This window comes from Actinoplanes hulinensis (assembly GCF_019429605.1).
GTDB classification, from domain to species: Bacteria; Actinomycetota; Actinomycetes; order Mycobacteriales; family Micromonosporaceae; genus Actinoplanes; species Actinoplanes campanulatus.
This window is the reverse complement of the sequence record NZ_JAHXZI010000011.1, coordinates 260154-278925: the sequence shown is the minus strand read 5'-3', so window position 1 is coordinate 278925 and position 18772 is coordinate 260154. Positions and strand designations below refer to the sequence as shown.

21 protein-coding genes are annotated in these 18772 nt (G+C 70.7%); 14 read left to right on the top strand and 7 right to left on the bottom strand.

The annotated features are described in order from the left end of the window. Window positions 1-33 precede the first annotated feature (33 nt). Complete coding sequence (locus tag KZ829_RS22350; protein WP_308285614.1) at window positions 34-1386, bottom strand: protein adenylyltransferase SelO; 1353 nt, start codon at window positions 1384-1386, stop codon at window positions 34-36. A gap of 243 nt (window positions 1387-1629) precedes the next feature. Here KZ829_RS22350 and KZ829_RS22345 point away from each other — a divergent pair, with 243 nt between their 5' ends. From KZ829_RS22345 to KZ829_RS22320, 6 genes are all read left to right on the top strand, one after another. Continuing rightward, on the top strand, window positions 1630-2022 hold the full coding sequence (locus tag KZ829_RS22345; RefSeq protein ID WP_220145873.1) for a DUF2752 domain-containing protein: 393 nt from the start codon (window positions 1630-1632) through the stop codon (window positions 2020-2022). Window positions 2023-2048: 26 nt separating this feature from the next. Further along, entirely contained in the window at window positions 2049-2570 is a 522-nt protein-coding gene (locus KZ829_RS22340) for an RDD family protein (protein ID WP_220145872.1), read from the top strand. 227 nt (window positions 2571-2797) lie between these two features. Further along, window positions 2798-3169, top strand: a complete 372-nt coding sequence (locus KZ829_RS22335) for a hypothetical protein (RefSeq protein ID WP_220145871.1) — start codon at window positions 2798-2800, stop codon at window positions 3167-3169. A gap of 1 nt (window position 3170) precedes the next feature. Further along, entirely contained in the window at window positions 3171-4130 is a 960-nt protein-coding gene (locus KZ829_RS22330; protein WP_220145870.1) for a hypothetical protein, read from the top strand. A gap of 10 nt (window positions 4131-4140) precedes the next feature. Further along, complete coding sequence (locus tag KZ829_RS22325) at window positions 4141-4611, top strand: hypothetical protein (protein WP_220145869.1); 471 nt, start codon at window positions 4141-4143, stop codon at window positions 4609-4611. Beyond that, the gene (locus KZ829_RS22320) at window positions 4608-5477 is read left to right on the top strand and encodes a hypothetical protein (protein ID WP_220145868.1); all 870 of its coding nucleotides are present in this window, start codon (window positions 4608-4610) and stop codon (window positions 5475-5477) included. Before KZ829_RS22325 ends, KZ829_RS22320 begins: the two co-directional genes overlap by 4 nt. 1 nt (window position 5478) lies before the next feature. Here KZ829_RS22320 and KZ829_RS22315 read toward each other — a convergent pair whose 3' ends face one another. Together KZ829_RS22315 and KZ829_RS22310 are read right to left on the bottom strand one after the other, a co-directional pair. Beyond that, window positions 5479-6069 carry a hypothetical protein gene (locus KZ829_RS22315; protein WP_220145867.1) on the bottom strand — a complete coding sequence of 197 codons (591 nt, stop codon included), beginning with the start codon at window positions 6067-6069 and terminating at the stop codon, window positions 5479-5481. 76 nt (window positions 6070-6145) lie between these two features. Then, on the bottom strand, window positions 6146-6610 hold the full coding sequence (locus tag KZ829_RS22310) for an Asp23/Gls24 family envelope stress response protein (protein WP_220145866.1): 465 nt from the start codon (window positions 6608-6610) through the stop codon (window positions 6146-6148). Window positions 6611-6798: 188 nt separating this feature from the next. Between KZ829_RS22310 and KZ829_RS22305 the strand changes: the two genes are divergently transcribed. From KZ829_RS22305 to KZ829_RS22285, 5 genes are all read left to right on the top strand, one after another. Then, the gene (locus KZ829_RS22305; protein WP_188126467.1) at window positions 6799-7158 is read left to right on the top strand and encodes a PadR family transcriptional regulator; all 360 of its coding nucleotides are present in this window, start codon (window positions 6799-6801) and stop codon (window positions 7156-7158) included. Further along, the gene (locus KZ829_RS22300) at window positions 7155-8144 is read left to right on the top strand and encodes a permease prefix domain 1-containing protein (protein ID WP_220145865.1); all 990 of its coding nucleotides are present in this window, start codon (window positions 7155-7157) and stop codon (window positions 8142-8144) included. Before KZ829_RS22305 ends, KZ829_RS22300 begins: the two co-directional genes overlap by 4 nt. 166 nt (window positions 8145-8310) lie before the next feature. Further along, complete coding sequence (locus KZ829_RS22295; protein ID WP_220145864.1) at window positions 8311-8967, top strand: hypothetical protein; 657 nt, start codon at window positions 8311-8313, stop codon at window positions 8965-8967. Window positions 8968-9246: 279 nt separating this feature from the next. Next, entirely contained in the window at window positions 9247-9852 is a 606-nt protein-coding gene (locus tag KZ829_RS22290) for a hypothetical protein (RefSeq protein ID WP_246636046.1), read from the top strand. 121 nt (window positions 9853-9973) lie between these two features. Beyond that, window positions 9974-10198 (top strand): hypothetical protein, encoded by a 225-nt coding sequence (locus KZ829_RS22285; RefSeq protein WP_220145863.1) that lies wholly within the window; start codon window positions 9974-9976, stop codon window positions 10196-10198. Here the strand turns inward: KZ829_RS22285 and KZ829_RS22280 are convergent. After that, window positions 10121-11143: a hypothetical protein gene (locus tag KZ829_RS22280; protein ID WP_220145862.1), complete on the bottom strand. Its 1023-nt coding sequence runs from the start codon at window positions 11141-11143 to the stop codon at window positions 10121-10123. The two genes, KZ829_RS22285 and KZ829_RS22280, sit on opposite strands and share 78 nt — an antisense overlap. 229 nt (window positions 11144-11372) lie before the next feature. Between KZ829_RS22280 and KZ829_RS22275 the strand changes: the two genes are divergently transcribed. The 3 genes from KZ829_RS22275 to KZ829_RS22265 are packed head-to-tail and all read left to right on the top strand — an operon-like array spanning window position 11373 to window position 15458. Beyond that, entirely contained in the window at window positions 11373-12317 is a 945-nt protein-coding gene (locus KZ829_RS22275; RefSeq protein ID WP_220145861.1) for a hypothetical protein, read from the top strand. 4 nt (window positions 12318-12321) lie between these two features. Then, window positions 12322-13587: a hypothetical protein gene (locus KZ829_RS22270; protein WP_220145860.1), complete on the top strand. Its 1266-nt coding sequence runs from the start codon at window positions 12322-12324 to the stop codon at window positions 13585-13587. Then, a complete protein-coding gene (locus KZ829_RS22265; RefSeq protein WP_220145859.1) occupies window positions 13584-15458 on the top strand; it encodes a caspase family protein in 1875 nt (624 codons plus the stop codon). The genes KZ829_RS22270 and KZ829_RS22265 overlap by 4 nt, the downstream gene beginning before the upstream one ends. On the opposite strand, the gene KZ829_RS22260 is transcribed toward KZ829_RS22265, so the two are convergent. The 3 genes from KZ829_RS22260 to KZ829_RS22250 all read right to left on the bottom strand — a co-directional run bounded on the left by KZ829_RS22260 (window position 15455) and on the right by KZ829_RS22250 (window position 18759). After that, entirely contained in the window at window positions 15455-16153 is a 699-nt protein-coding gene (locus KZ829_RS22260; protein ID WP_220145858.1) for a Crp/Fnr family transcriptional regulator, read from the bottom strand. The two genes, KZ829_RS22265 and KZ829_RS22260, sit on opposite strands and share 4 nt — an antisense overlap. 112 nt (window positions 16154-16265) lie before the next feature. After that, the gene (locus KZ829_RS22255) at window positions 16266-17309 is read right to left on the bottom strand and encodes a hypothetical protein (RefSeq protein WP_220145857.1); all 1044 of its coding nucleotides are present in this window, start codon (window positions 17307-17309) and stop codon (window positions 16266-16268) included. A gap of 160 nt (window positions 17310-17469) precedes the next feature. Further along, on the bottom strand, window positions 17470-18759 hold the full coding sequence (locus KZ829_RS22250; protein ID WP_220145856.1) for a hypothetical protein: 1290 nt from the start codon (window positions 18757-18759) through the stop codon (window positions 17470-17472). Between the last annotated feature and the right edge of the window lie 13 nt (window positions 18760-18772).

Sequence of the window (18772 nt, the reverse complement as noted above, 5' to 3'; positions counted from 1 at the left end):
ACTGTGCCTAACGCGTACGATAAATGGGTTTTGTCAGGTTCCGCAGAAGGTGCGGTAGGTGCCGAAGTCCGGCGGAGCCGGGGCCGCGTAGCGGGCCAGTTCGGGGCGCTCGTCGAAGGGTGACGTGACCGCCTCGAGGAGATGGTGGACCTCGGCGTCGGCCAGCGCCTCCTCGACCAGGTGATTCCGGGGGACGTAGACGGGATTGACCCGGTTCATCGCCGCGGTGTCGGGGTTCTCGGCCCGCCAGCGGTCGACCCAGTCGCCGGTCTCGTCGCCCGTGGCCAGCCTGCGGAAGAACGAGGTGAAGTCGGCCTTCTCGGCGGCCAGGTGGGCGAGAAGGTCCTCGGCCAGGGGCGCATTGTCGGCCTTGAGGCCCAGCTTGGCGCTCATGCCGGCGACGGTGGCCCGCGCGTAGCGGGTGCGGAACGTCCCCAGCGCCTCGGTGGCCAGGACGATCGCCTTCTCCTGGTCGTCGTCGAAGAGCGGCAGCAGCGACTCGGCGAGGCGGGCCAGATTCCACTGGGCGATCGCCGGCTGGTTGCCGTAGGCGTAACGGCCCGTCTCGTCGATCGAGCTGAACACGGTGGCCGGGTCGAAGGCGTCCATGAAGGCGCACGGCCCGTAGTCGATGGTCTCGCCGGAAATGGTCATGTTGTCGGTGTTCATCACCCCGTGGACGAACCCGGTGAGCATCCACTTCGCGATCAGTTCGGCCTGCGCGCCCACCACCGCCTGGAACAGCTCCAGCGCGTTCCCGGCGGCGGGGTGGTGACGGGCGATCGCATGCTCGGCGAGGCGGCGCAGCAGAGCCTCGTCACCGGTGGCGCGGGCGTACTGGAAGCTGCCGACCCGCAGGTGGCTCGCCGCGACCCGGGTGAGGACGGCGCCCGGGGCCAGATTCTCCCGGACGATGCTCTTCCCGGTGGCGACGACCGCCAGGGAGCGGGTGGTCGGGATGCCGAGGGCGTGCATGGCTTCGCTGATCACGTACTCGCGGAGCATCGGGCCGACCGCGGCCAGGCCGTCGCCGCCACGCGCCCACGGGGTGCGGCCGGAACCCTTGAGATGGATGTCGCGCCCGTGCAACTCGCCGAGCAGCAGGGCGCGGCCGTCGCCGAGGCGTGGAGAGTAGCCGCCGAACTGGTGGCCGGCGTAGCCCTGGGCCACCGGTTTCGCCTGCTCCGGGAGGTTGGTGCCGGTCAGGAAGCGGATGCCGTCCGGGGTCTCCAGCCAGTCCGGGTCGAGGCCGAGCTCCTCGGCGAGGGGGCGGTTGAGGATCAGCAGGCGCGGATCGGGCGGGTCGGCGGCCCGCCAGGGGGTCGCCATCTCCGGGAAGGTGTCGGCGAAGACGGAGGTCAGCGGAATGGCGGGGGCGGCGCTCACCCGATCGAGGTTACGTCGCCGAACCGCGGGTCGCCCGGCCGCGGCTCAGCCACCGAGCCGGAAGCGCCGGACTGTCGTGAGCCGGACACCGCCGGGGTACGCATTGAGCCCTACCGTGGCGGAATGACCGCCAAATCGGTCACTCGAACGGGCGTTTAGTGGTTCCACGCTGCGGATACGGGGTCGCCGAACCGGCCCGAACACCCGTATGATCCTCCAGCTTTGAGATCTAGAGGTGTGTGCATGCGTGAGTTCTCCGTTCCCGAGCGACTGGGCGGCCTCGGCGTGCTCGTCGCGGTGGGGGCGGCGGTCTGGCCGACGGTCACCGCCCGTACCGGAGCGGGTCTGCCGTGTCCGTTGCGGACGCTGACCGATGTGCCGTGCCCGGCGTGTGGTCTGACGACCGCCGCCGTGGCGCTGGTGCGCGGCCAGGTCGAGACGGCTTTCCAGGCCAACCCTCTGATCTTCGGTCTGGCGGCGTTCACCGCCGTCGCCGGGCCGCTCGTGGCGCTGCGTGCCGCGGGCGTGCTCAAGCCGCCACGCTCGTGGTCGTCCGCGCGACGGCGACAGGTGGGCTGGCTCGCCGGGCTGACCGCCCTGGTGAGCTGGATATTTCAACTGCACCGGCTCGGATGAGCCGACCCCCTACGAAGGAAACGAATATGAGCTACCCGCCTCCGCCCCCCAACGACCCGTACGGCAACCAGACTCCGCCGCCCCCGCCCTACGGTGGCGCGCCCTACGGTGGCGCCGGTGCCTACGGCGCCCCGGCCGTCAACTACGCCAACTGGGGCCAGCGCGTCGGCGCCTACCTGATCGACGGCATCATCGTGGCGCCGTTCAGCATCCTCGCCTCCGTGCTGGGCCAGGGCACCGACGAGAACGGCCTGCCCACGGTCAACGCCTTCTACTGGATCTTCCTGCTGCTGGCGTTCGTCGTGCAGGGTTACAACCGCTGGTTCCAGGCCGGCAAGACCGGGCAGAGCTGGGGCAAGAAGGCGCTGGGCATCACGCTGGTGGACGCCAACACGGGTCAGCCGATCGGCGCCGGCAAGGCGTTCCTGCGTGACCTCGCGCACTTCATCGACGCCATCATCTGCTACATCGGCTTCCTGTTCCCGCTGTGGGACGCGAAGCGCCAGACCCTCGCTGACAAGATCGTCAGCACGGTCGTCACCCGCTGATTCAGCTGATGGCCTGACGGCCCGCCCGGCGCCCGGTTGCGCTGGGCGGGCCGTCTCGCTGTTCGCGTCATTTTCCCGGGGTACGGCCTGCGCGTACCCCTGCCATGATCTTGGCTGTTACGTCGCCTGCGCGCAGATGACGCATCGACGACAGCTATCTTCGAACGAACCCTCTTCACTCGGCGTACACGAAAGACAGGAGGCGCCACGAGCGGGGAGGGATCACCGTGGCCAACGAGCAGACTCTGACCGTCGACCTGGCCAACCTGTGGGAGGCCGGAGCGCTCCATCTTCCGGCGATCGCGCAGCAGTACGCGGCCGCGCGGGAGCGGCTGGCGGTCAACGAGGCGCAGGACGGCTACTTCTGGCGGCCGGCGGACTTCATGGGCGGCGGATACGGTCCGGTCCGGGAGGCGCTCGTGCACGTACGGGACGCCATGGCGTCGGTCTTCCTCGACAGTGAGGCGAACGTGGAGGAGACCGGGCGGGCGCTGGTGCGGGCCGCGGAGGTCTACGGCGACATCGACGTGCTCAACGCCGAACTGATCCGGCGTGGCAACAAGCCCGATCCCGCCACTTTCCGCGTCAATCGAGCCTGACATGGGCGCGACCTTCACCTACGAGACCCTGACCGACGGTGTGGCGACGCTGGAGCGGAAGGCGCTCGTGCTGAGCTACCGGGAGCTGGCCCTGCCAGACAGCCTGGAGAACGTGAAACTGTCCGCGAACGAGGAGGAGTACGTCGCGATCGTCCATGATCAGATCGCGATCATCCCGCGCCTCTTCGCCCCATTCCTGGACATCCCGAGTGCCTCGGACCTCGAACCCAGCCAGAAGGCACTGGTTGACTCCGCCAATCTCATTCGAACGGTGCAGCGGTCAGGGAATCCCGGCAAACTGTCCGAGCCAGCGAACCTGGCGCTCTCGGCTATCGAATCCGCCGGCGACAGCCTTCTCGCTTGGACCGGTGACGCTGCCCGGGAGTTCAAGCGCGACTATCTCAACCCGATGCCGATCCGGTTGACCGCCCAACAGGAGATGGTGCTTCTCTGCGCTGAGCTGGTCGCACGGGAGAGAGCCATTTGGGAGGAGACCGCCAACAGCGTCGCCGAGATCGTCAACCGGGGAATTGACGCGGTTGACTTCCTGATGTCCGAGATGCACAAGGCGGTTCTCCCGATCACTCTCACCGTGGTCGCCGGGATCGCCACCATCGCCGCGGCGGCGACGGGCCCGGGCGCCAGCATCGCTCTGCGGCTGGTTCTGGCCGGCGCGGACGCCGCCGCCGGGATCGGCGGGGAGACGGTGCCGGAGGAGGAGAAGCTGCAGATGACACTTCATGCCGCGTCGGCATCGGAGGTGATCGTGGAGTTGAATCGGGCGGTCACCGCCCTGATCACTCAGATCTACGAGGCGGAGCAGACGATCGCCCAGGTCCTCTACAAGGCAGCCGGATACATCATCGAGAACCGGGAGATCTACGTACCGAAGCGTCCACTGCTGGCGACCACGGCCGGCATGTCCGTCGCCGATCAGCGCTACCTGGGCATCAACGGATGAGGAGCGCATGATGGTTGAACCGGAGATTCATGCCCATGCCTCGGCTCCGGGAGGTGGCGTGCACGGCGAGATCCGTGGCCGCGACGACGTCGAGATCTATTTCTCGTCCGGCTTCTACGGCGAGGCATCCGAAGCTGAGCTGGAGCAACGGCTGGAGGCCCTCTTTCGGTTGCTGTGGGTTGAATTTGAAAAGGCACGGCAACGGGGCCAGCAGGTGTATGCCGACAACAGCGAGGTCACCGACGCCGACCGCCGCTTCTTCAAGGAGCGGGACGCGCTGGTCGCGGAAGGCGGGTCCGATGACGCGCGAATCACCATCACCGCGCAGGGTTTGCAGCCGTGGAGGGTCCACATAACCGACGGCACCGTGCGCGCGTTGCGCGAGCCGGAATTCTGCGCAGGGATTCAGACTGCCGCCGCACGGCTGATCAACGACCGCTTGGCCCAGGCCATCCAACTGAGGGGACGGATTTACCGATGAGACGCTGGTACCTGCTGGCAGCGGGCATCGTCGCCGTGCTCCTGGCCGGCGCGGGAATCTGGTTCGCGCAGCGCTCGAAAGCGGAGCCTCCGGTAGTGGCGTCGTCGTGCGCGAATCCGGTCGCACCGACTGAGCAGCAGGCACCGGTGACCTCCGCGGACGCCGGCCGAACACTCATCCAGGCGCCGGGCGGCGGCGAACTGAAGATCGTCGAGACCGGATTCAGTCAGATCCAGGACGGCAACTACGTCAGCGTGGGTGCTGTCGTCGAGAACAGCAGCGACCGGGTCGCCTTTCACACCCGGGTGGGTTTCCGGGCGCGCACGGACAAGGGCAAGTCGGCCCTCGCTGTGAATCAGGCCTATACCGTCGAGATCCCCATCATTCATCCAGGGCAGCGCATGGTGATCGGCAACGTGCTCGGCCTCGGTCCCAGGCCGAGACTACGGCCCGGAGGATCCAACCCCGTTGTTGCCGAGGCCGCCATCGATCTCGTGCAGACCAGATGGGTTCCGGTGGAGACCACCGCTTCCTATCCGGTCGTCACCACGGCGCTCGATCCGATCTACCCGCCCACACGGAACGCGGTGATCTACCGGCTGCGGACGGAATCGAACGCCTGCGGGAATCTCACCCGGCGCGGTGCCACTCTGATCTACCGGGACGCGGCAAACAGAATCGTGGGCGGCGTGTTCGACGGACAACAACCGTCTGAACGGTGCGCCGCCGGCAACGAGAAGACCAGCATCGGGCCGTTCTATGACGAACCCGCCAAGGCCGATATGGGCAAAAGTGAGGCGGCCGTGCTGTGTGATGTGCCGGGGGCGGGGCCGAAGGTGACCGATCCGAGTCCGCCGGCCAACTGAGTCAGCGGCCCAGGCAGAAGCGGGCCAGTTCGGTGGCTCCGCTGGGGTCTATCCACTCGAAGGTGCCCCGTAGCAGGTCGGCTCGCTGGTCGACGGTGGTGATGGTGGCGGTCATCTCACCCCACGGCATGGTGACGTGCAGGAGGATGCGCTCGATGCCGTACGGCAGGGCCGGCAGGTTGTCGTCGGTCGTGGCTCTCAGCAGGAGGCCGTCGGTGGAGATGTCCTCGACCCGGCCGGTGATCGGTATCCGCTGGCGGCCGTCGATGGTCTCGATCTCGGCGGTGCCGATGGCCGGGTAGTTGCCGGGGCGGCGGGTGGCGGCCCGGCGCTGGACCACGTCGGTGGGGGCGTCGCCGATGACGGTGAGCTGGTCGTTGCGCAGTTCGGCCTCGACCCAGGTGACGCCGGAGGCGGTGACGAGTTCGAGGACGCCGATGCGGCGGACGCCGGGGCCGTCCAGGCTGAGCACCGGGATGGGCGGGAGTTCGGCGAGGAACGGGGCGCTCACCTCGGCCAGCGAGACGAGGACGATGGGCTGGGTGTCGGGGCAGCGCATGGTGAGGCTGCTGCCCGCCGGAACGGTGATCATCGCCCCTCCCGGTGAAAGGCCGCCGACGAACCGACAGTACCGGCCGCCGGGGGCCCTCACCGGGCGATTCGGCGGGTCAGGCCTCCGGCAGGCGGATGTCGTCGACCTTGACGGTGCAGTCGCTGACGTGCAGACCGTACCGTTCGACGGCCTCGATGACCTCGTGGCGGACGTTGGCGGTCACGTCGGAGACCACCTCGCCCGCGTTGATCACCAGGATGACGGTGATCTCCACGTCGCTGCCGTCCACCTTGGCCCAGACGCCGCGGGTGGCGTCGCCGACCTTGTCCAGGCCGATCTTGTCGAGCACCGAGTTGAGGAAGCGGGCCACGTCGCCGCCGAGTTCGGCGACGCCGGGAACGGATTTGGCCGCGGAGGCGGCGATCTTCTCGATCACCTCGCGCTCGAACTTGGTGTCGCCGCGGTAGGCCGCCACCTCGATGACCTCGGCCCCGCCGTGCTGCGGTGGCACGGCCGCTACCACGGCCGGCAGGTAGAACTCCTGCGTCCGGTCCGCGTGGAATTCGGCCTCGTCACTCATATCCGTCCCTCTGCTGTGCCTTTCGGAAACCAGGCGAGAGCCTACTAGTGAGTCTGGCTCACGCCTCTCACGGAGTCGTGCCAGACGTGTGTCGGACCGCCGACTTCAGCAGGCCGCCAGCGCGTGTCGCCGCCGACACGATAGAGCGTCTGTTGCGATAGTGTGTGAGACACAGTATCGTGGCTGGCATGACAATGGATGCGACGCTCTCCGGTCATCTGCAGGAGCTGCGCCGCGGCACGGTCGTCGTCGCGAGCCTCACCGTTCTCCGCGAGCCGGGGTATGGGTACTCGCTGCTCGAAACGCTGAGCACGGCCGGGTTCGAGGTGGAGGCGAACACGCTCTACCCGCTGCTGCGGCGACTGGAGGCGCAGGGCCTGCTGACCAGTTCGTGGAACACCGACGAGGCACGGCCGCGCAAGTTCTACCGCACCACCGAGCAGGGCGACGCCATCGCGGCCGCGCTGCGCGACGAGTGGGTGCGGCTGGACAAGGCGATCGGAGACCTGGACCACCCCGCCGGCACCGACTCGAGGAGTGAGAAGTGACCACCAGCCTCATCGACCGTTACGTCTTCACCGTGCTGCGCCGGGTTCCGGAGGGGCAGCGCTCCGACATCGAGCGTGAGTTGCGCACGTCCATCGAGGACGCGGTGGACGCCCGGACCGACGGCGGCCAGGACCGGGCGGCCGCGGTCGAGCAGACCCTGCTGGAGCTGGGCGACCCGGACCGGCTGGCCGACGGTTACGCGGACCGCCCCCGCTACCTGATCGGCCCGGTCTTCTACCCGGTCTGGCAACGGATCCTGGTCATGCTGCTCTCCGTCGTCCTGCCGATCGTGGTCGCCGTCATGGTGGTCATCCGGATCCTGGAGGACGCCTCGATCGGCGAGGTGATCGGGACCGCGGTCGGCACGGCGCTGACGGCCGGCGCGCACATGGTGTTCTGGGTGACGCTGACCTTCGCGATCCTGGAGCGCACCGGGGTGGCCCGGAGCGAGGTGCGCGGCCGGGCCTGGTCGCCGGCCGATCTGCCGCGCTACGAGCCGGGCGCTCCGACACCGGTGCAGCTGGTCGCCACTCTCGGGTGGGCGGTGCTGCTGATCGCCGTCATCGTCCTGCAACAGTTCGCGTTCACCGAGGTGCCCGTGCTGGACCCGGCGAACTGGTCGTTCTGGTGGCCGTACCTGATCGGGGTGTTGATCCTGGAGGGTGTCTACGCCGTCTGGCTGTTCCGTCGCGGCGCCTGGTCCCGCACGGTGGCGGTGGTGAACGCGGTGCTCGCGGCGATGTTCGCGATCCCGGTGACGTGGCTGGCCGTGAACGAGCGGTTCTTCAACCCGGAGTGGATCGCCACCCTGGACTGGGGCGCCACGGATCCGCTGTCCTGGCTGACCGGCGCCACGATCTGCATCGCGGTGGGCGGCGCGCTCTACGACGTCGTCGAGGTGGCGGTGCGCGCCGAGCGGGCCCGCCGGGGGCTGCCGACGCCGGTGCCCGGCACCGGGCGGGAGTTCAGCGCCCCGCTGTCCTGACGGTTGGCGGGGGTCGTGGCAAGAAGGTGGGGAGATTGCCCTCAGGTCGGCCGGCGCCGTGCCGATCTTCGCGGCACTGCCGGAGAGAGAAACGGTCCGCATCGTGGCCAGGGCAATCGCTCCGCCGGTCCCAGACACGGATGTTCGGGAAGGAAGCGACCCCCCTATGACGAAGATTGCCGAAGGTGGCGTGCCGGTCCGCCACGACCACTGGAAACCGGTGAACCCGCTGCTGGACAGTGTCATCCGCAAGTACATCGACGAGGCGCGGCGCACCGTGTCCGACACCACCGGCAACTCCGCGACGCTCACCGGCGGTGCGCTGGTCCTGGTGGGGCTCGGGCTGGTTCTGGCCATCGGCACCGGCAATCCGGTGCTGGCGATCGCTCTCGCGGTGGTGCTGGCGCTGGGCGGGATGGCCTACACCGGGCTGAGATCGCCGCCGCTGGAGGTGGATCAGTTACGGATCCTGAGGCCGCTGGGTGGTCCGGGCAACCTGCCGGCCGGGTACCTGGTGCACCCGCTGGCCTGGCGGGCCGGGATGCCGGAGTACCTGGCCGAGGTGGCCCGGGTACCGGAGCGGCGGATGCGGATCGCGGTCGAGCTGTGCCGCACGCATCCGGGCGCGGTCGTCGACCTGCTGAGAATGGTCGAGCGGGCCGAGTGGTTCGTCGCCGAGAACAAACCCGGCCATGACTTCACCGAGGCGGGCCGGGAGGCGGAGATCCTGGCGGTCGCCGCCCAGGACGTCGAGGAGCACGTTCGGCGGGTTTCGGCGCTGGCCAGCGGCAAGAAGGCCAAGAAGAAGAAGAGATTGTTGTGAACGACAGGGCGCCTCCGGCATCGCCGGGGGCGCCCTGTCGTTCCCTGAGGTCTCCCGGCAGCAACGCCCGGCGGGCGCGCCGCGGGCCGGACCCGGCAGCGCCTCGCGGGTCTGCACGATCGGGTACGGGTAGGCGTACCGGAAATGCTCTGAAGGGTGACGCGCGCCGGGCGCAACCGGACAGCGGGGCGGAAACGGTCCATCAGGGGCTTAAGTTGATCTTCCCGGGCGGACAGAATCGGCCTCAGGAACGCCTCGCCGAGCCGATCGGAGCGACCGATGACGATGGGTGCCCGGACCGAGACGGTCGCGGAGCTGGACGGGACGGCCGTCGGCGGCTGGGTCCGGCGGTTGGCCGGCAACACCGCCCCGCGGCGAAATCATTGGCACACCCGGCAGATCTACTACCGGGCGGCGGAGGCGCTGCTGGACGCGCCGGCCGAGCTGACCTGGAAGAGCATCGTGGAGCAGGCCGGGCCGCGTGGGTCGCGGAGCACGTTCTACGAGGTGGCGGGCGGGCACGCGCGGCACCGGATGGTCGACGACCTGATCGGGGACGGGCGGCCCGGGGTGATCGAGATCGCGCTGCGGTACCTGCGGACCGATCCGGTGGCGCAGCTGCTCGACGAGACCAAGGTGTGGTCGTTCTGGGACAGCCGCCAGGAGGCGATGCGGCAGCTCAGCGACCGGATGCCGGTGGGTGAGATGGAGCGGGCGCTGACCGCCGCGGTGGCCGGGTGGGCCAGGCTGCGGCCGGCGCTGGCGCGGGCGGGCGGGTGCACGCCGCCCGCGTGTGCCGTGGAGGATCTGACCGTGCTGCACCGGGGGCATCTGTCCGGCACGGAGGCGCTCGCGCGGCTCACCGAGGTGGTCCGCGCGGCCTGATCCGGCTCGCCCGCCGTCCCGTCCGCCAGTTCTAGGTGTGCGCCGCAGACGGTATGAGAAGAGGCCGGGATGATCAGTCATCATTTGTTCATGATCGAAGATCGCGACCGGTAGCCCTCTCATGGAACTCACCCCGGGGCAGGAGGAGCGGATCCGGCGTCTTCTCGAGGAGGCGCTGGCGGAGGCCGCCCATGTCGCCCTCGAACAGCACGACGCGGCGGAGGTCGGGGAGTTCGCCGCCGACCGCCGCCGCGCTCTCGAACGGTTGCTATCCGGGCCCGCGCACGATCCGCAGGACCCGCTGGACCAGGGCGGAGACGGCGGCGGGATCGCCGAGCACGGATGACAGCCGGTCCTCGGCGAGTGAGCCGTCGCCCGGGGCGCGGTCGATCTCGTCGGCGCCGCTGCCGTTGAGGAACAGGGTGGTGAGGACGGTGACCACGGTGACGGTCGGGTCCTCGTCGCGGCTCAGCCCGGCCCGGATCGCCTCGACGGCGAGGGCGGCCAGGTCCGCGAACCGGGCCTCGCCGGCCTCGGCCGCGTCGAGCACCAGCAGCGGGCGGGGTTCGCCGATCCGCTCCCCCGGCGAGCCGCCGACCGGGGTGGTCTTGCGGCCGAGGGGGCGTTCGACGTTGCGCTCGTACCAGTCGGGGCGGCGGCGCATCACCTCGAGGACCCGGTCGATGTCGGCCTGCACCCGGGCCGGGGTGCTGCCCCGGTGATCGCCGGTGTGGTCGGCGCGGTCACGGGCCCAGCTGTCCAGTGGCCACACGGTGACGCCGACGCCCCCCGGCAGGCCCACCCAGGTAAGGATCTTGAGGGCCAGCTCGCACAGCCACGAATCGCCGAGCCCATCGGACAGCGCCTTGGTCATCCGCGGGCGCTGGAGGGCGCCCTGCTCGCCACGCCGTCGCCGGTGGCCGTCGATGGCGGCGTTCTGTGCGCGGCGGGCCAGCCAGCCCTCCAGGTCGGCGATCGGCTGGGTGACGGCGAGCAGGTGCTCGGCCACCGCTTCAAGATCATCGTGGAAGCCGTCCAGACAGGACTCCTCCATGTGCCGCAGCCCGTGACTACAGGCGTTGTGCCCCCGGTTGCGGGCGATGCGACGGGTGATCACGTCATAGACGATCGGATAGGCCACCTCGTAGGCGGCCGGAAGCAGGCGCCGTCGTTCCTCCTGGGACAGGGCGCCCAGCAGGCCCGTCTCGGCGAGGCGGCGCAGGCGGGCCCGGTCGGCGGCCGTGCTGCGCCGCTGGCGCGGGATCCGTGTCCGGCCCGGCCCAGCATTCATACTGTAACTCTCTGTGACCCTATCCCCCCAGATCATCGGCCCATACTGGACCGTGTGAAATCCGGATCGCGGCAACTCAGTGGCCATATTTCTGGCCGTCGCACTGGCCATCGAGGACGTTCTCAACTCGATGACAATCCGTAGTTTTCCGGGATCTCGGTCACCGGCGGTGTGCTAGCCGACACAAATATGCACTACGGTCAGTCTGTTGTATAGCCGAAGGACGACCATGGCCGACTCCGATCTGTACCACGAGCTGAAGAGACTCCGCCGGGGCCGGGGCGTGGAACGCCTCGGGCTGGGCGGATTCCTCGGGCCGGAGATCCGCCGCCGCTGCCGGCTCGGCACGCACGAACGCGAGAACCGGGTGCACGCGGCGGTCGGGACGCTGCTGCGGGAGCTGGCCGCCGACCTGGCGCCGGACATGCGGCAGGCCGCCATGCTCGCGTTCGCGCTGGACCGCGACTCCCGCTTCCCCACCCTCCTCGACCGCGAGCAGCGCCTGGCCGACCTCCAGAACGTGTCGGTGCGCACGGCCCGGCGGCGGATCGACGACGCGGTCGCGCTGATGGCCCAGGCCGGCGAGAAGACCCCGGAGCCGCCCGCCGACCCGGCGAACGGCTCCGGCTGGCGGGTGTCGTCGCTGCGGGCCCTGTTCCGGCTGGACACCGCGACACCTGAGCTGTATGAGATGCGCACCATCGTGGCCACCCGCGAGATAGACGAGATCGTGATCCGGATCGGCCTGCCGGAGTCCCCCGCCGAGGTCGGCCCGCCGGGGGTGGACGCGCTGTTCGGCGCCCGGGTGCGGACCATGGAGCCGAACGGCAGCGGCCAGCGGGCCGTCCTCGAACTGCCGGACAAGATGCAGCCGGGCGACATACACGAGTTCTGGCTGCGGGTCACGCTGGCGCCCGGGCAGCCGATCTGGCCCTACTACGCGATCGTGCCGCTCGACCCTTGCGAGTCCGGGACGGTGCGGGTCCGGTTCGGGGCGCGGCGGCCGGCCGAGGTGTGGCTGCTCGACGAGGTGCCGTACACCGATCTGCGCAACCGGCCGCCCGGGCGGACCGTGATCGAGCCGTCCCCGCTGGGCGAGGTGGTCCGCGACTTCCACAATCTGCGCGAGGGCCACGGGTACGGCCTGGCCTGGACGCCGCTGTCCGTCAGCTAGGGGCATGTGGGATGACGAAGAGCTGACCGGCGCCGAGATCCTGGGCCACCACACGCTCGGCCCGGCCGGCGGCAAGGGCCTGTCCGGGCCGGACGGATGGCGAGGCGGGGTGCGGTGCGGACACCCGCTGATCTATCCGGTGCCGGCCGAGGATCTACCGGTCACCCTGCGCGGTCGCGCCGCTCTCGGACATCATCGGTACGCCGGAGCACTGTTCGCCTTCGACCTGGACGCCCTCGAGCCGGGCCGCCGCTACACCGCCGCCCGCTTCGACGTGACGCTCGCCGGCGGCGGTTCCCGGGCCCTCCGGCTGGATCTCGACGGCGACGAGTTCGGGCTGGTCACCGGCAGTCCCGCGTCGGGCGTGGCGGCCCTGGCCACGGCCGCCGCCGGGGAGCGCGGCGGGCTGCTGCGCCGGCTGCTCGGCCGTCGCGGGGTGCCGCGCGCCTGGGCGAACGGGGTGCAGACGGGCTCGTTCGGGTGGTCCTGGGAGGATCCCCGGGGGCGGTTCGTGCTGCCCCGCACGTACGGCATGCACGCCCTGCTGGAGATCCCGGCCGGCGCGCCCGAGGTCGCCGGGCTGCTGTCGGTGCAGGTGGAGACGACCGGGCCGGGCGGCCGGGAGACCGCGGTGCTGTCCGACGCCGTCCCGTTCACCGAGCCGCTGACCCCGGCCGCCGGGCCGGACGGCGCCTCGGTGCGGCTGTGCATGGCCGCCGACGTGGTCGGGTACAGCCGCCGCGGCAACGCCGAGACCGAGCTGCTGCAACACGACCTGGTCGAGGTGCTGGGGCGGGCCCGGCAGGCGGCCGGCATCGCGGAGCGGCAGGTGGATCCGCAGCCGCAGGGGGACGGGCAGTTCACCGTCCTGCCGTACGGCATCGACGAGTCGCGGGTGATCCCGGCGCTGCTGCGCGAGCTCGGCGAACGGCTCGCCGAACGGGATCGGGGCCGGGCCGCCGACCAGACGATGCGGCTGCGCGTCGCCCTGCACCGAGGGCTGGTCAAACAGGGTGAGAACGGGTGGGTCGGCACGTCGGCGATCGCCGTGCACCGGCTGCTGGACAGCGCGCCGCTGCGCGAGGCGATCAAGACCAACCCCTCGGCCGTGTACGCGCTGGGCGTACCGGACGTGCTCTACCGGGACGTGATCGTGCACGCCGTACAGCCGCCGGTGGCCGCCGACTTCCGGGCGATGACCGTCGAGCTGCCGGAGAAGGGCTTCCTCGAACGTGGCTGGATCCACGTCGGACCGGAGGTGACCGCGTGAAGGTGCTGTACGCGCTGCTCGTCGGCATCAACGAGTACCGGGCCGTCGGTGACCTGTCCGGCTGTGTCCGCGACGTGGAGACGGCCGAGGCGCACCTGCGGGCCACCCTCGCGCCCGGCACCCGGATGGAGTCGCTGATCCTGCGTAACGGCGAGGCCACCCGGGAGGCGGTGATCGCCGCGTTCCGGTCCCATCTGGGTCAGGCCGGGCCGGACGACGTGGCGCTGTTCTGGTTCAGCGGGCACGGCTCGGACGCCGAGGCCCCGGACTGGGCGGAGGGGCTGGAGGCCTCGGGCCGGGTGCAGACGCTGGTCTGCGCGGACAGCCGCAGCGACGGCGTGCCGGACCTGTGGGACAAGGAGCTGGCGCTGCTCATCGACGAGCTGACCGCCGGGCACATCACCGTGGTGCTGGACAGCTGCCACTCGGCCGGGGCTTCCCGGGACCCGTTCTTCCCGATCCGGGCGGTCCCGCGCTCGGCAGGATCTCGTCCGGTCGAGTCGTTCCTGCCCGGCACCATCGAACGGGCCGCCGCCGTCCCGCCGATGCGGCACATCGAACTGGCCGCCTGTGAGTCCGGCGAGGCCGCGGAGGAGAGGCCCCTGGACGGTGCGATGCAGGGCGTCTTCAGCTGGGCGCTGCTGAGGGCCCGTAAACAGCTCGGCTCCGGGGCGACCTACTACGAGCTGATGCAGGCCGTGCGGGCTCGGCTGGCGATCCGGCAGGCGTACCAGGAATCGTCGGCCCGGTGCGCCATCCCCGAGCAGCTCGACCAGCCGTTCCTGGGCGGGATCGTGGTGGTGCCGGAGAGCGGCATCTGGATGCGGTACACCCACGACGAGTGGGCGATCGACGCCGGGACGGTGCACGGCCTGCCGGTCGGCGACGGGCTGCGGATCGGCGTGCACGACGAGACCGGGCAGGAGGCCGAGATCGTCGAGGTGCGCTCGACGGACAGTCTCGTCAAACCGGCCGATGGCTGGGAACCGGACCGGGAGCGGCAGTTCCTGGTCGTCACGACGTCGGTGCCGCTGCCGCGTACGGCGGTGGCGGTCGCCGGGGTGGACCCGGCCGAGGTCACCGAACTGACCGCGGCGATCGGCCGGTCGCCGCAGCTGCGGGTGGCCGCGCCGGGCGAGATCGTGGACGTGCTGGTCACGCTGGCCGCCGACGGCAACCTGGTGATCACCGATCGGCGCGCGGAGCGGTACGCCGAATGGGCGTACGAGGGCAGCGACCGGGTCGCCCGGGTGGTCAAGGCGCTGGATCACATCGCCCGGTGGCTGCTGATCTGGGGCCTGGAGAACCCGGCGCCCAGGATCACCTCGCCGGTCCGTATCGAGCTCGTCGACGCGGAGACCGACGAGCCGCTGGCCCCGGGCGGGCTCGGTGAGCATGTGCTCTCCTACACCCCGGGCGACCGGGACTGGGAGCCGCCGTGGATCCGGATCCGGCTGCACAACACCGGGCCCGTCCCGCTCTTCTGCGTGCTGCTCGACCTGACCCCGCGGTTCGCGTCGAGCTCGTGGCTGTTCCGGGGCGACATCATCGAGCCGGGCGTCACCGTCTACTGCCGGGATCGACGGCGCATCTCGGTGGAACTGCCCAAGGACGTGCCGGTTCAGCCCGGAGCATACGCCCGGGATCGGCTGAAGCTGTTCGCCGCCGAGCAGTGGTTCTCGAGCCGGCCGTACGAACTGCCGGTGCTGGGCAGACGCCTTCCCGTCCACAACCGCAAGGTCCTCACCGCCCTGAACCTGCTCGACCGGCTCGGCGGGGGCCTGCACCACCGTGACCTGGTCGACGCCGAACTGGGCGTGGCCTACGACTGGACCACCACCGAGGCGGTGATCAAGACCGTCGTTCCCTAGAGCCACTCGGCCTTCTCGGTGAGGGCGCGCAGGGCGGCCGCGTCGAGCACGGTGATCCGGCGGTAGCCGGTCCGGACCAGGCCCTCGCGGCGCAGGTCGCGCAGCGCCCGCTGGACGGTGTCCTCGCGGGCGCCGACCAGCGACGCCAGTTCGGTCTGGCTCAGCTCGACCCGGATCAGCCACGTGTCCCCGACGGCCTCGCCGCAGCTGGTGGCGATCTCCAGCAGCACCCGGCCGAGGCGGACGTGCACCGGGAAGGCGGAGAACTCGGACCGCCGGTCGTTGGCCCACCGCAGCTTGCGGCCGACCGCCGCGGTGACCTGTGCGGCGACGTGTGGATGGCGGTTGACGAAGTGCAGGAACTCGGCCTGCCGGATCACCGTGGAGACGACGTCGCCGCAGGTGGTGACGGTGGCGATGCGGCCGCTGCCGGTGATCGCGGCGAGTTCGCCGACCAGGTCGCCGGGCAGCCGGATGGCGAGCAGCCGGGGTATCCCGCCGACCGTGGTGGTGATCTTCACGTGGCCCTGCCGGATCACCTCGACCTGGGTGTCCTGGCGGCCCTCGACGAGCAGGTGCCGGCCCCCTGGCAGCCGGCGGGTGGTGCCGAGCGACAGCAGCTCGTCGCGTTCGGCGACGGTGAGCAGGGTCAGAAAGGATCCCGGTGCCCAGGCCGGTTCACCCTCACGCGTCATGTCCTCATTGGACCTTACGGACGGTGACCTCGCAATCGCTGGAATGACAGCACGAAGTCCGGCAATTTCCGGAATCTCGGCCCATCGAATGGGGTCGGATCACGGCATGGAATCACACCGATAACGCGTCACCGTCATCGCCCTCATCGACGATCGCCAGGATCTCCGTGACGATCCGGTCCACCCGGGACCGGTCGGTCAGCCCGCCGACGATCCCGCCGAGCGGGTCGGCCATGCTGTGCGGCATCTGGTCGAGCGTGCCGGTGAAGGCGCCACCGAAGATCGTGTGAAGCACCTCGACGACCACCGTCTCGGCCGGTTCGCCACGGCCGAGACGGGCGACTATGACCCGGACGGCGTCACCGGCGAGGTGGCGGAGCTCGGACTCGACCCGCGCGTCGGGGTCACCGGGGACCAGCGGTAGCACTGGTTCACCGTACGGGTCGACGGCCATCGTGACCACTGGTGGCCGTTTGGCTCCGATCGGTCGTTCCACGAAGGACCGGTACCACGTGGGGCGGGCCCGCATCGCGACCAGCACCGATTCGATCTCCCGCCGTACCGTGGCCGGGTCGCTGCCCTGCCAGTCGCCGGTGCACGCGCCCCGGGACTGTGCCCACGACTCGACCGGCCACAGCTGGTCACCGGCCGTGCCGCTCACTCCCACCCAGACCAGCATGTCGACGGCCAGCGCCATCAGCCACCGGTCCCGGCCCAGGCCGTCGGCCAGCCAGCCGGGCAGCCGTGGCCGTTGCAGCGCGCCGCGTTCGCCCCGGCGGCGGCGGTGCGCGTTCACGGTGGCCGCGCCGAGCCGGGCGGTCACCCACGCCTCCAGGTGCCGGATCGGCTGACGGGCGTGGGTCAGCAGATCGTCGACCACCGCCTCGACGTCGTCGTGGAACCGGTCGAGACACTCGTCGGCCAGTTTGGTCAGCCCCGAGGCACAGACGGCGTGGCCGCGCTGCCGCTCGAACCGGCGGGTCACCCGGGCGAACACGATCGGCCACACCAGTTCGTACGCGGCGCCCGCCAGCACGGTCCGCTCAGCGCCGTCCCCGGATGCCGCCGCGGCCAGGGAGCCGGCCGCGGCCAGCTCCCGGAGCCGGCACAGGGTGTCCGGTTCTGATCGGGTGATCGAGCCGTGCGAGATGACCACCGAGGACTCCTTCCGACGGTGGGGCCGGGATCGGTGGTTGAAGCTTGCTCTAATCACCGTCCTACGGGGAGTCCCATCGGGGCGGTCGGACCGTCCGCTGCCCCGATTCCGCACGTTCAGAGGCCGCCATCGGGTGGACAGTCGATTCATTCCGGCTACCTCAGCGGCCTCCTTCACGTTCGCGGAGGATCGCGGTCAGGCGGTGGCCGGCGCGTACCGCCGGGTCGGCCCGGTCCACCAGGTCGGCCACCCGGCGCATCACGCGGACCGCCTCGGGGGGTGGGGTGCGTGCCGAGCCGGCGGCCTCGACCAGCGCGTCCGCGGCCTCGGTGAGGTCGCGGCGGGCCCGGCGGCCACCGGCCGCGCGGGCCCGCAGGCTCAGCCCGGCGGCGAGCAGCAACTGGTCGGTGCGGTTCGCGGCGCCCGCGTCGACGACCGCGGTGGCCAGCGCGACCATGTCGTCGACCAGGCCGGGCGCCGGGGCGGGAGCCCGCAGCAGCCGGTCCAGCGCCGGGAACAGGTCACCGCCGCCGGTGATCAGCTCCCGCAGCTCGCGGCGCAGGGCCGTGGCGTCGTCCGGCGCCGGCACGGGGGCCGGGGTCCGGGCCGGGGCCCGGGGAGTGGTCCGGGCCGGGCGCGGGGGGCGGCGCGGCCGGGGCACGGCCGGGGCGGCCGACTGCACGAGCGGCACCGGACGGTCCAGCGGATCCTGGTCGGCGATCCGGTCCGCGCCGTAGAACGCGCCGTTGGTGCCGATCGGCACGACCATGTGCATGGCCGACTGTTCCTGGTGGATCTGCTGGATGACCTTCATGGCCTCCATCCACCGGTTCATGATCTCCACACTGGAGGTGACCTTCGGCGTGGTGACGAAGATCCGCAGCGCGCCGGCCATCCGGAGCAGGGGCCCGGTGATGTCGCGAGCCTGCTGGGGCGCGCCGGTCTCGTCGCGTACCCGCTCGAAACAGGCGACCGCCCGGTCCACGTCGGTGGTCGCGCTCGCCGGCAGACGGCCTTCGGTGATCATGTTGACGGCGCCCGGCTGTTGCAGGATCTCGGTCACCCGGCTCATGTACAGCTGCCCCTGGGTGAGCCGCATCGAGCTGCTGAGCACCGGCGACAGGCCGGACGCCCGCAGGCCCTCCTCGATCTGCTGGAGCCCGATGTCGCGGTCCTCGGCGGGGCTGGCGTGCGCCAGGTGGCGGGAGCCGTGCAGCCAGCCGCGCATCCCGGCCACGTTGCGGCGCATCGGGTCGGCGTCGCCGAAGTAGCCGTACGCCTCGTCGACCGCCGCGATGGCCTGGTCGAGCAGCGGCCGTGACTCGGGTTTGCCCGGCCCGGCCTGCCAGTACGCGTCACTGAGCAGCTGTGTCAGGTCCAGCAGCGGCCGGGCGCGGGTGGTGCCCCTGAGCTTGCTCAGCCGGGCCCGCAGGGCGTCGATCTTGGACAAACTCCGGTCTCCT

Bases quoted from the DNA above. Each gene is read 5' to 3' on its own strand.
- KZ829_RS22285 (WP_220145863.1), top strand. From the start codon at position 9,974: ATGGAACTCACCCCGGGGCAGGAGGAGCGGATCCGGCGTCTTCTCGAG.
- KZ829_RS22275 (WP_220145861.1), top strand. From the start codon at position 11,373: ATGGCCGACTCCGATCTGTACCACGAGCTGAAGAGACTCCGCCGGGGC.
- KZ829_RS22310 (WP_220145866.1), bottom strand. From the start codon at position 6,610: ATGAGTGACGAGGCCGAATTCCACGCGGACCGGACGCAGGAGTTCTAC.
- KZ829_RS22270 (WP_220145860.1), top strand. From the start codon at position 12,322: ATGTGGGATGACGAAGAGCTGACCGGCGCCGAGATCCTGGGCCACCAC.
- KZ829_RS22330 (WP_220145870.1), top strand. From the start codon at position 3,171: ATGGGCGCGACCTTCACCTACGAGACCCTGACCGACGGTGTGGCGACG.
- KZ829_RS22280 (WP_220145862.1), bottom strand. From the start codon at position 11,143: ATGAATGCTGGGCCGGGCCGGACACGGATCCCGCGCCAGCGGCGCAGC.
- KZ829_RS22325 (WP_220145869.1), top strand. From the start codon at position 4,141: ATGGTTGAACCGGAGATTCATGCCCATGCCTCGGCTCCGGGAGGTGGC.
- KZ829_RS22340 (WP_220145872.1), top strand. From the start codon at position 2,049: ATGAGCTACCCGCCTCCGCCCCCCAACGACCCGTACGGCAACCAGACT.
- KZ829_RS22290 (WP_246636046.1), top strand. From the start codon at position 9,247: ATGACGATGGGTGCCCGGACCGAGACGGTCGCGGAGCTGGACGGGACG.
- KZ829_RS22305 (WP_188126467.1), top strand. From the start codon at position 6,799: ATGACAATGGATGCGACGCTCTCCGGTCATCTGCAGGAGCTGCGCCGC.
- KZ829_RS22315 (WP_220145867.1), bottom strand. From the start codon at position 6,069: ATGATCACCGTTCCGGCGGGCAGCAGCCTCACCATGCGCTGCCCCGAC.
- KZ829_RS22260 (WP_220145858.1), bottom strand. From the start codon at position 16,153: ATGACGCGTGAGGGTGAACCGGCCTGGGCACCGGGATCCTTTCTGACC.
- KZ829_RS22320 (WP_220145868.1), top strand. From the start codon at position 4,608: ATGAGACGCTGGTACCTGCTGGCAGCGGGCATCGTCGCCGTGCTCCTG.
- KZ829_RS22295 (WP_220145864.1), top strand. From the start codon at position 8,311: ATGACGAAGATTGCCGAAGGTGGCGTGCCGGTCCGCCACGACCACTGG.
- KZ829_RS22345 (WP_220145873.1), top strand. From the start codon at position 1,630: ATGCGTGAGTTCTCCGTTCCCGAGCGACTGGGCGGCCTCGGCGTGCTC.